Here is an 11,392-nt window from a genome sequence, read left to right as displayed (position 1 = left end):
TCTCCGGCAGTCCCGCCGCCCTCATCGACACCCGCACCACCCCCGCGACCACCTGCCCACGAGACGACCGCAGGAGCGATCATGCCGCAGTCAACCGACCCCGCGGCCCGAATTGAGCAACAGAGTCCCCCTGCTCCTTCCCCGCCTGGCCGCCTACACGCAGCAGACAGCCGCCTGGTGCGACAGCGGCATACGGGCCGATGACCGAGGAGCGACCCCATGACCCTCCGGCCGCTGCCCCGCAGCCTGGCCCCGCTGCCCGACGAATCGCTGCCCGGCTTCCTGCTGCGGCTGGCCACGCGCCTTGATCGATCCCCGAGCCGCCTCGCCACCCTGTGCGGCCTCACCGAACGGCCCGGACGGATCCCCCTCGGCCTGCTGCAGGAACTGCCCGACACCACGGCCCGGGCCTTCGCCCATGCGGCGGGCCTCAGCATCGCCGAGGCCAACGACCTGACACTGCAACGGTTCGCAACCCCGTACCCGCCGCTGCGGGCTGTACGCGCGGTCCCGCAACGGACCACCGTCATGCTCGCAACCCAGTGGGCACTCGACTTCTCAACCCGCTACTGCCCGCAGTGCCTGCACGGCGATGCCAGCGAGATCCAGCAGGCACTACGCATCACTGCTGAGCGCGGCCTGCGACCGCAGGAAGGATCTCCAGGTGAACACCGACGACGTCCTGGCGACGGCCGAAACGGGCACAGCGGCAGTGCCGGGTGCTGCCCGGTGACGCCTCCACGCGCGCTGGCCCGCAGCCTTGCCCCGCTCCCAGCAGACCCGCTCGAAGAGGACCTCGGCGGGGCGGGGCCGGGTGAAGCGGCCGGTGAACTGCTTGCCGGTGTCGGTGAGTACCTCGGCCGGGACCCGGTGGAATCGCATGGCGCGCACGAATGCGTCGGCCACCGTCCGGCCAGACGGTGTAGCCAGCACCTCTGAGCTCTTCTCCAAGATCCCGGATCCGCGCTGGCGCGTCGTGGCCGAGGAGTTCACCACCGGTAAGAGCACCCATTGCCGGATCGTGACCGCGTGGGCTGACCTTGGCTGAAAAACCTGCACAAACAACCCAGCTCGCAATCTACCGTTCAATACCACAGGGAGCCGGGGGCGTCGGGGGCCTCGGGCTCCGGGGACGTCCGATGGTGTGGGGGCCTTTGATGACTGCCCAGCGCGTGGTCCGCGGCCGGACTGGCGTGATCCTCGTTCTGATCATGGCCCTCGCCGCTCTCGGGCTGACCTCGCCCGAGCGGTTCCGCAGCGCCGCCGCGACGGTGCCGGACGCCAGGTCTGCGGTCACCGGACCGGAGGGGCCTGAGGGCACATCGTTCAACCCGAACCAGATCAAGGACATCAAGGCGGCGGACCCCGGCACCGGGGTGAACCTGATCGAGGCCCCGACGGCGAACAACAGCGGTGACGCGCGGCTGGCGTACCCGCTCGAGGTTCCCAAGGGGCGTGGGGGCCTGCAACCCAATCTGTCGGTCGCCTACAACTCGGCGGGCGGTAACGGCTGGGCCGGCGTGGGCTGGGACTTGAACACGCCGTCGATCACGGTCGACACCCGGTGGGGCGTCCCGCGCTACGACAGCGGCAAGGAAACCGAGTCGTACGTACTGAACGGGGAGCAGCTCACCCCGGTGGCGCACCGCAGTGAACTCCAGGCGCGTACCGCGGAGAAGGTGTTCCACTCCCGAGTCGAGGGCAGGTTCGAGCGGATCGTGCGGCATGGTGACAAGCCGTCGAACTACTGGTGGGAGGTCACCGACAAGCAGGGCACCCGTACCGTCTACGGCGGGGCGGAGAACACCTCGCTCGCCGACGCGTCCGGCAACATCGCGGTGTGGGCGGTACGCGAGGTACGTGATGCGCACGACAATCTGATGCGTTACCACCACGTCCGGGTCGACGACGGCGGGGTCGCGAACGCCACCGTCGCGGGCCGCGCCCTGTACCCGCAGCGGATCACCTGGACCGGGCACGGTGACACCGAGGGCCGGTACTCGGTCACCTTCGTCCGGGACCGCGACCGGGGCGAGGCGCGCCGCGGGGACGTCCAGATCGACGCGCGGTACGGGTTCAAGAAGGTCACCGCCGACCTCCTGCGCCGCGTCGAGGTCAAGCTCGACGACCAACTGATCCGCGCCTACGAGCTGAACTACCGGACCGGCGCGTTCGCCAAGACGCTGCTCACCTCGGTGTCGCAGTTCAGCGAGAGCAACCAGCTGTTCAACACCCACACGTTCGACTACTTCGACGACGTGCGCGACCGGTCGGGCAACTACAACGCCTTCGCCGACGCGGCGCCTTGGTCGGTGCCGGACGACGGCCTCGGGGTGAACATCCGCGAAGGCGAGGCCAGCGCGATCTCGGCGAACACGTCGGTCGGCTTCGGCGCGCACCTGTTCGCGGGCTACAACGTGCAGGGGCTGCCGACCAAGGAGGGTTCCGTCGGGTTGAAGGTCGGGTTCAGCGCGGGCCAGTCCGATGGCCTGTCGACGCTGGCCGATGTGAACGGCGACAACCTGCCGGACAAGGTGTTCCGCAAGAACGGCGACGTGTTCTACCGGCCCAATCTGGCCACACCAGGTGGTGAGCCGAAGTTCGGCGACACGCCGATCAAGCTCACCAACCTCCCGGGCATCTCGACCGAGCGCACGCTGTCCGGCACCATCGGCGCCGAGGCGTACGTCCTCACCACCTCGGCCCAGCTGGACTTCGTGGGCACCACGACCACCTCGGACCGGTTCTTCAGCGACGTCAACGGCGACGGCATCACCGACCTGGTGAACAACGGCGGCGTGCTGTTCGGCTACCTGGACGCGAATGGGCAACCCGCCTACAGCGCGGACTCCACCCGCACCCCGGTGCCGATCGGGGGCGGCGCGGTGACCGGCGAGATCGTCGGCGACCAGACCGCGCAGTTCAACCAGCAGGTGGACAACTCGCCGCTGCTGGACACGGTACGCCGCTGGGTCGCACCGTTCGACGGCAACGTCCGCGTGGACGGCCGCGTGCAGCTGACCCAGGACCCCTCCCCGGCGCGGGCGGCCTACACCAAGGCCGACGGCGTGCGGGTCACCATCCAGCACAAGGACGCCGAACTCTGGGCGCAGCGTATCGGCCCCGACGACCACACCGAGTTCGTCCCGGGCAATGTGGCCTCGATTCCGGTGAAGAAGGGAGACGCGCTCTACTTCCGCACCCAGTCCATTCTGGACGGCAAGTACGACACCGTGGCGTGGGACCCGGAGATCACCTACACCGACCTGCCGGCCGGCACGGACGCGAACGGGTTGGCGAGCACCGTGTTCCGTGCGTCGGCCGATTTCACCTTCGGTGGCAGGCCGTCCTTGGTGACCGTGCCGGTGAACGGCACGTTGCGGCTGACCGGTGATGTGGTCAAGTCCAAGGCGACGTCGGACGACGTGACCGTCGTGATCGAGAAGGGCAATGGCGTCCACGCCGGCGCGGAGGTGTTTCGCAAGGTCCTGCCCGCCGCGTCGACCGGTACCTCCGCGATCGACGTGAGCATTCCGGTCAGCGTGTTCGAGAAGATGTCGTGGAAGCTGAAGACCGACTCCCCGATTGATGCCTCGGCGGTGAGCTGGGCGCCGAAGGCGCACTACACGGTCGCGCAGGGGGTCGAGTCGGTCGTCGACGCCAAGGGCGATCCCACGCTGGTGATCACCCCGCCGTACGACATGGACATGTTCCCGGCGGACACCCTCACCGCGCCGCAGCAGTCCTACAAGGCGACCAAGACCGGTCAGTTGAAGGTGCGGCCGAAGCTGTCCTTCAACTTCAATCTCTTCGGTGATGCCAAGATCGCGTTCACGGTGAAGAAGCGCGGCGGGCAGCTGGTCGGCAAACGGATCTTCCAAGCCAAGGACACCTCCCCCTTCGGTGGCCCGAACCTGGACCTGACCGTGCCGGTCACCGCCGGCGACGAGCTCTACATCGACTACTCCACGACGGAGACCAGACTGCTCGGCAGTCTCGTCGAGCAGTCCGCGTCGGTCACCTACGACGTGACCTCCGGCTGGCCGACCTTCACCCCGGCGCCCAGCGCCATGCACGCCTCCGTCGGGCAGGGCGCCTTCGCCCAGCCCTACCGAGGCTGGGGTGTGATCGGCTACCAGGGCAACCGCGACCGCGCCACCCAACCGATCAAGCAGGCCGAACTCACGCTGGACCAGAGCTTCAAGGACGCACTTCCCAAGGAGCCCAAGGAAGCGGACGTCGCGCCCTTCGCCGCGAACCCCCGGCTCACCATGCCGCGGCTGGCGGTGTTCGCCCCCGTTCCCGCCAAGGGCGGCTGGGCCGCACAGGACGAGTCCTCCTGGGTCACCGCCGCGATGGCGACGAGTTCCCGCCTCGGTGCGGACACCATCGACATCGTCACCGACGCCGACGTGGCGGGCGACCGGGCGGTGATGCGCCGCGGTGTCACCGGTCAGGTGTCGGCCACCCTCGCGGCCGGCCCGTTCGGCGGCACCGTGGTCGGCGGGATCACCGCGGGTTCGGTCGACTACCTCGACCTCAACGGCGACCGCTACCCCGACGTCGTGGGCGCCAAGGAGATCCAGTTCTCCGACATGACTGGCGCGCTCGGCGCCACGCGCGGCACCCTCGGCGGCAACGTCCGCGAGGCGGACAACGTCTCCGGCAACGTGTCGCTCTCCGCGGGCAGCGAGACCGCCACCATCGCCAGCGCACTGGGCATGGCCGCCCCCGACGCGGGCACCAGCGCCAACACCGCCACCACCGGCGCGGTCCAACCCTCGCTCGGCATCGGCGGCAGCCTCGGCGGCGGCGAGTCCGACGTCCGCGTCGACCTGATCGACATCAACGGGGACGGGCTGCCCGACAAGGTGTTCGCCAACGGCGACGCCCAGTTGAACCTCGGCTACTCCTTCGCCGCCCGCGAACCCTGGTCGGCCGGACCGATCAACGACGCGTCCACCCGCAACGTCGGCGTCAACCTCGGGTTCAACATCGACCGCTACGGCTTCGCCGGCGGCGTGTCCGCCGAGCTGGGAACCTCGTTCACCAACGCGAGCATGGCGGACGTCAACGGCGACGGCCTCACCGACCGGGTGTTCACCGACGGGGCCAACCCGATCAAGGTCGCGGTCAACACGGGCACCGGCTTCACCGCACCCGCCCCTTGGCGCGGCAGCTTCCCCGAGATCGCCGTCGACAAGAACGCCAGCCTCGGCGCGGGCGTCTACTTCACCGTCGGCCTGCCCACTCCCGTCGGCATCTTCGTCTTCAACCCCGGCGCCAACGCGTCCACCGGCATCAGCCGGGCCGAAACCAGCCTGCGCGACGTCAACGGCGACGGCCTCGCCGACCACGTCAGGTCCACCCGGGACAACGAACTCCTGGTCGCGGTCAACAAGACCGGCCGCACCAACCTCCTGCGCACGGTGTCGCGCCCGATGGGCGCCCGTATCGATCTGGACTACACCCGTACCGGCAACACCCAGGCCATACCCGAAAGCCGCTGGGTCCTGTCCCGAACCGCCGTGTTCGACGGTCGGACCGGCGACGGAGCCGACAACCAACTCACGACCTACCGCTACGAGAACGGCACGTACGACCGGTTGGAGCGCGAGTTCCGCGGGTTCGGCAAGGTCGTCTCGGAGGTCCGCGATCCCGGTGCGGGCGACGCCCTCTACCGGTCGGTGAGCGACGAGTACAGGACCGACAGCGTTTACACCAGGGGCTTGCTCGCCCGCACGCTCACCAGCGACGGCGCGGGCCGCCCGTTCACCGAGACCGTCAACACCTATCAGCTCCACGACATCGCCACCGGCACGGCGGCCGATCCGGCGAGCACCACCGCGTCGGTGTTCCCGCAGCTGACCCGGGTGGACAAAAAATTCCACGAGGGGGCGCGGGAACCCGCGAAGGCCACGCACACCGTGATGGCCTACGACGAGTACGGCAACCTCACAGGATCGTTCGACGCCGGGGACGACGGCATCGAGGACGACGTCCAGACCGACTTCGCATACACCGCGTCCGACCCGGCGTGCCGGGATCGCCACCTGGTCGGGCTGGCCAGGTCCGTGTCCCAGCGCGCGACCGCGACGGACACCCCGCTCCGGCATCGCGAGGCCACGGTGGATTGTGCGACCGGGGCGCTGCGGCAGATCCGGGAGCACGTGACCCCCACCGACATCGCGGTCACGGACCTGGAGTACCACCCGGACGGGAACCTGCGGTCGGTGACGCGTCCGGCGAACAAGTCCGGTCAGCGGTACAAGCTGGAGTACGGCTACGACGCCGTCGTCGGCGTGCACGTCGAGTCCGTCGTGGACAGTTTCGGGTACCGGTCGGCCACGACGCACAACCTGAAGTACGGCCTGCCGGAACGAAGCACCGACCAGAACAACCAGCCACTGTCGAGGTCGTACGACAGCGTCGGCCGGCTCGACTCGGTGACCGGCCCGTACGAGGCGGGCAGCGGCCGGGTCACGATCGCCTTCGCGTACCACCCCGAGGCGGTGGTCCCGTACGCCACGACGAAGAACCTGGACCGGGACGCGAACGGCGCGCGGGCGGACACCATCGACACCGTCACCTTCAGCGATGGTTTGAAGCGGGTGCTGCAGACCAAGAAAGACGCGTCGGTTGCCGCGTCGCCTGGGACGGTGCCGCAGCCGGTGATGACGGTGTCCGGGCGGCTGAAGTTCGACTTCCTCGGCCGCACGACGGAGAAGTACTACCCGGTGACCGAGCCCAAGGGAGAGGCGAACACGACGTTCAACGCCGCGTTCGACACGGTAGCCCCGACGAAGGACTCGTTCGACGTGCTGGACCGGTCGGTCAGGACGGTGCGGCCGGACGGGACCAGCACGACCAACGCGTACGGATTCGGGCCGGACCGGGCGGGTGTGACGCGGTTCGAGAACACGGTGACCGATGCCAACGGCAAGCAGCGCCGCATCTACACCGGCGTCCGCGACACGACCGCGGCGGTGAAGGAGTTCAGCGGTTCGACGGCCGTCTGGACCAGCTACGTGTACGACCCGCTCAACCGGATAACGGTGATCACCGACGACAAGGACAACGTCACCCGTGCCGAGTACGACGGCCTCGGGCGGCGCACGGTGCTCGACAACCCGGACGCGGGCCGGACCGAGACGCACTACGACCTGGCCGGCAACGTCACAGCGAAGATCACCGCGAACCTGCGGGCCGCGGGCCAGGCCGTCGAGTACGACTACGACTACACGCGGGTGAAGGCCGTGCGGTACCCGAAATTCCCGGGCAACGACGTCACCTACTCCTACGGCGCCCCGGGCGCGGCGGACAACGTCGCGTCGCGGATCACCGAGGTCCGGGACGCTGCCGGGACGATCACCCGCGGCTACGGGCCGCTGGGCGAGCTGACTCGGGAGACCCGCACGATCAGCGCCGTCAGCGGGTCACCCCGCACCTATACAACCGCGTGGCGCTACGACACCTTCAACCGCGTGCTCCAGCTGACCTACCCCGACGGCGAGGTGCTCACCTACGACTACGACTCCGGTGGCCAGGTCACGCGGGCGACCGGGGTCAAGAACGGGACCGACTACACGTACCTGCAACGCATGGACTTCGACAAGTTCGGCCAGAAAACCCTCCAGGAGACCGGCAACGGGGTGCGCACGTCCTACACCTACGACGCCGAAGACCGCAGGCTCGCGGCGCTCAAGTCCGACGCACCCACCGGGTCGACGTTCCAGGACCTGGGCTACACCTACGACAAGGCGGGCAACATCACGGCGCTGGCGAACTCCGCGCCGCGGAACGCGGTGATCGGCGGACCGAGCTCCCAGACCTACGGCTACGACGACCTGAACCGGCTGACGTCGGCATCCGGGCAGTACACGGACAAGAACAACCAGGCCAACAAGTACACCCTGACGCTGGCCTACGACTCCATCAACAACACGACGAGCAAGTCCCAGCACCACGAGATCACCGGCGGCGTCCCCGCCTTCCCGGCCGGCACCGGGACCCCTGGACCGATCGAACCGGTCGACGACCCGTCCAACCCGGCCGACGTGCAGGACAGGACCAGCTACACCTACGACTACACCTACGGCGGTGGCAAGCCGCACGCGCCGAGCCGGGTCGGCCCGATCACCCACGCCTACGACGCCAACGGCAACCTCACCGCCACGGTGAACACCGCCGCGACCGGCAAGCGCCGGCAGTTCGTGTGGGACGAGGAGAACCGCCTCGCCTGCAACCAGGACACCACCACCTCGACGGTCGAGCAGAGCCCCGCCGGCTGCGCGGACGCCACCGTGTCCTATGTGTACGACGCGACGGGCGAGCGAGTGGTCAAGAAGGGCGAAAGCCTCTCGCTGTACCCCAACCGAAACTACAGCGAGCGTGACGGCACCGGCTACAAGCACGTCTTCATCGGCGATAGCCGCCTGACAACCAAGACCGTCGCGGACGGAGTCGAGAACACCCGGTCGTTCTTCCACACCGACCACCTCGGCTCGTCCGGGTACGTCACGGACAACACAGGGGCGGTGACCGAACACCTGGAGTACTTCGCGTCCGGGGAGACCTGGGTGGAGGAACGGACCGGGCAGGCGGACACGCCGTACCAGTTCACCGGCAAGGAACTCGACAGCGAGACGGGCCTCAACTACCACGGCGCCCGCTACTACAACCCGCGAACCCAACTGTGGGCGAGCACCGACCCGGCGCTGCCGAAGTACCTGGACCAGGACCTCGCGGGCGGCATCACCCAGCCGCGCAACCTCGCCGCGTACACCTACGTCCACAACAACCCCGTCAAGCTGACCGACCCCACGGGCGAATCGCCGTGGGAGAAGCAGCCGTGGAGCTACGACTACACCATCTACGCCGAGGGCGACGCGGCCAACACCTACGTGTTGGTCGATCCGACCACCGGCAAGTACTTCTCCCAGGTCGGTGCGGGTGGCGCGTCGAACATGGTGGGGAAGGCATCAGAGATCGTCACGGTCGAGGACGCCTGGAACGCGCTGAAGTCCTGTTACAACTGCACGTTCCCCATCAACGGTGCTCCCAAGGAGATGCCGAAGGTCGGTGACAAGCTTCCGCTGAAGGTGGGCCCGAAGGGGTTCCCGGTCGAGGTGACGCAGATGGACTTCGACGGCAAGGAGATCAACATCGAGTACTCGACTCTCGACGGCCACATCGACGGCGTGGGCAGCACGATCCACTTCCGGATCTTCGAGGACCAGAACGGCGAACTCGCCTTGCAGACGACCGCCGAGATCATCGGCGGCATGGGCGCCCGCGGCGGCGCGCCTGCCAGGGGTGTGTACGGCGGGGTTGCCCAGATCACCTGGCAGCCCTTCATCGACCGCTTGGTGACCAACGGCATCAAGCAGCACTACGGCGACAGATGGGGTGGGGCGAAGTAGGCGGATTGAGGTGCCGGAAGGATCTCGGAGGCACCTCGGCTGGAGCACTAACTTGACTCTGTCGGGGATCTTGGACGATCGGACTCAAGTGCCAAGGGTTCGCCATGACTTCGACCGGGGGATGCCGTTCTCGTCCAGGTAGGTCTGGAAGGCGGTCGGCGGTCTCGGTGGCGGGGCTTCCTCGGTGACCGACCCGCCGCTGAGTCGTTCGATATTCACGGCGATGGCTGTGAGAACGTGCTGCAGGTGGGCTTTCGGTTGTCCTCGGTAGCGGCAGCGACGCATGCCGTGTCCGTGGGCGAACTCGTTGATCGTGCCCTCCACGCCGGAGCGGACCGCGTAGCGGGCCTTCCAGTCCGGTGTCTGCTGCTCAGCACGGACACGGACTTGCAGGTCGCGGAGTTCTCGCGGTGGGAAGCCCACGTTGCGGGCGTCGCTGGAGCTCGTGCACCGGGGGCGGTCGGGACACGGCTGGCACTGGCCCTTGGTGAACCGTGCCACGATCAGCGGGACTGCCGTGGGCGAGGAGGTCGGGTAGGGGCCGTGCCAGCCTGCGCTGACCTGGCCGTTCGGGCAGGTGACCTGCCGGCGGTCGAAGTCGATGTGGAAGTCGTCGCGGTCGAAGCCCTCGCCTCGGCGGTGCTGGCGGGTGGGGTTACCCGGTAGGGGCCCGCTGACGGTGACCTGGTGTTTGCGGGCGGCTCGTTCCAGGTGGACCAGCGAGGTGTAGCCGCCGTCGACCAGGTGCTCGGCGGGCAGCAGTTCGCGACGCGCCAGGCGGGTGTGGATGCCGGGCAGGGCCTGGCCGTCGTTGGTGGCGGCCGAGGTGGTGGCCACGTCCGTGATCACGTTGACGCTGCCCGAGGCACACGTCTCGGTGACATGTGCGGCGAACCCCTCCAGCTGATGATGTGCCCGTGGCGGACGTAGCGCACCGTCGTGTCGTAGGGCGAGACGGTCGCCGAGGCAGAGGTCGGCAGGCCGCCGCCGTCGGCAGTGCGCCAGCGCAGGCGGCCTGCCGTGTCGCGGTAGTAGTTCTGCACGAGGATCTGTCGCAGGGCCTCGGCCTGCGGGCCGGTGCGGTAGCCCGGTCCATGCCGGTGGAGGTGCTCCAGCAGGCGCGAGGCGTCGTCGCCGGCGGCGAGGATCCTGGTCTTGGGCCGGGTGGGGTTCTTGCCCAGGCGGACCGAGCGGGACCTGAAGTCACCATCAGGGCAAATTCCGCTGGCCTAATTTCGCTTGCGAGGCATTGCCTTACCCTTGCGCAGGATGCGGTTCCATCCGGCAGCCATATTCATCTAGGGTCTGTGTGATGTTGTGATCAGCTGATGGTCGGCAGGAGATCATCGATCCAGATCATCGAGGCGCGAAGGTGGAGGCCCGCGAGGTGGCTCTCGGGGGTCTTGTCGAACCGGGTGGCGATGCCTCGCCAGGCCTTCAGCTTGTTGATCAGGCGCTTGACAGTGTTCCGCTCTTTGTAGAGCTCGGCGTCGTGGCGTCTGCCAGGCGCTCGGCCTCGGCACCGAGCCGCGGCACACCGAAGGCATCCGAGCGAAGCTGAAACGCCTGGTGACCCGCGGCATCCTCACCGAGCCCGAGCCAGGCCTGTTCGCCCTTACCAATCCGACACCGGGCACCCTGGAGACCAACTCCATCTGAAATCCGGCAAAGGCCCGCAGAACACCCTCTCAGAGGGCGTTTAGGAAGCTCTGTTGCTATATGCGGCTTTTGTTCCTGTCCTGTTTGGCGACCATTTGCTGGGTAGGTCGGTATTGTCCCCAAGCTGCCAGCGAGGGCCGCTGTCCGTCTCGTCCGCTTCTGCAGCTCGAAGTCCGGGGGCTCCCCCAAGGCCAGGTAGTTAACGTTTCCGCAGGTCACGCAAGGGAGTTGAAGGGTTCTCGCGGCTGGATGTGTATACGCCGGGGCCACATTTCCGGAGGTGGCCGTCCTGGGCCCAGCGGGAGAGCTGC

At 68.1% G+C, this 11,392-nt stretch carries 2 protein-coding genes and 2 pseudogenes; 2 read left to right on the top strand and 2 right to left on the bottom strand.

Features of this window, described 5'->3' with window-relative positions:
- Positions 1–219: 219 nt before the first annotated feature.
- A pseudogene (locus KS423_RS25820) lies at positions 220–597 on the top strand (TniQ family protein); the annotation flags it as partial.
- Between the two features lie 165 nt (positions 598–762).
- On the opposite strand, the pseudogene KS423_RS48575 reads toward KS423_RS25820, so the two are convergent.
- Positions 763–933: pseudogene (locus KS423_RS48575) on the bottom strand (IS481 family transposase); the annotation flags it as partial.
- Positions 934–1,157: 224 nt separating this feature from the next.
- Between KS423_RS48575 and KS423_RS25815 the strand changes: the two are divergent.
- The gene (locus KS423_RS25815; protein WP_224282162.1) at positions 1,158–9,422 is read left to right on the top strand and encodes a SpvB/TcaC N-terminal domain-containing protein; all 8,265 of its coding nucleotides are present in this window, start codon (positions 1,158–1,160) and stop codon (positions 9,420–9,422) included.
- An 84-nt stretch (positions 9,423–9,506) separates the two neighbouring features.
- On the opposite strand, the gene KS423_RS25810 is transcribed toward KS423_RS25815, so the two are convergent.
- Complete coding sequence (locus tag KS423_RS25810; RefSeq protein WP_224282161.1) at positions 9,507–10,259, bottom strand: transposase; 753 nt, start codon at positions 10,257–10,259, stop codon at positions 9,507–9,509.
- Positions 10,260–11,392: the final 1,133 nt, after the last annotated feature.

The organism is Streptomyces sp. LS1784, from assembly GCF_020103755.1.
GTDB lineage: Bacteria > Actinomycetota > Actinomycetes > Streptomycetales > Streptomycetaceae > Kitasatospora.
Note: the sequence above shows the minus strand (reverse complement) of the source record. Positions and strands in the feature narration are given on the sequence as shown.

Bases quoted from the DNA above. Each gene is read 5' to 3' on its own strand.
- KS423_RS25815 (WP_224282162.1), top strand. From the start codon at position 1,158: ATGACTGCCCAGCGCGTGGTCCGCGGCCGGACTGGCGTGATCCTCGTT.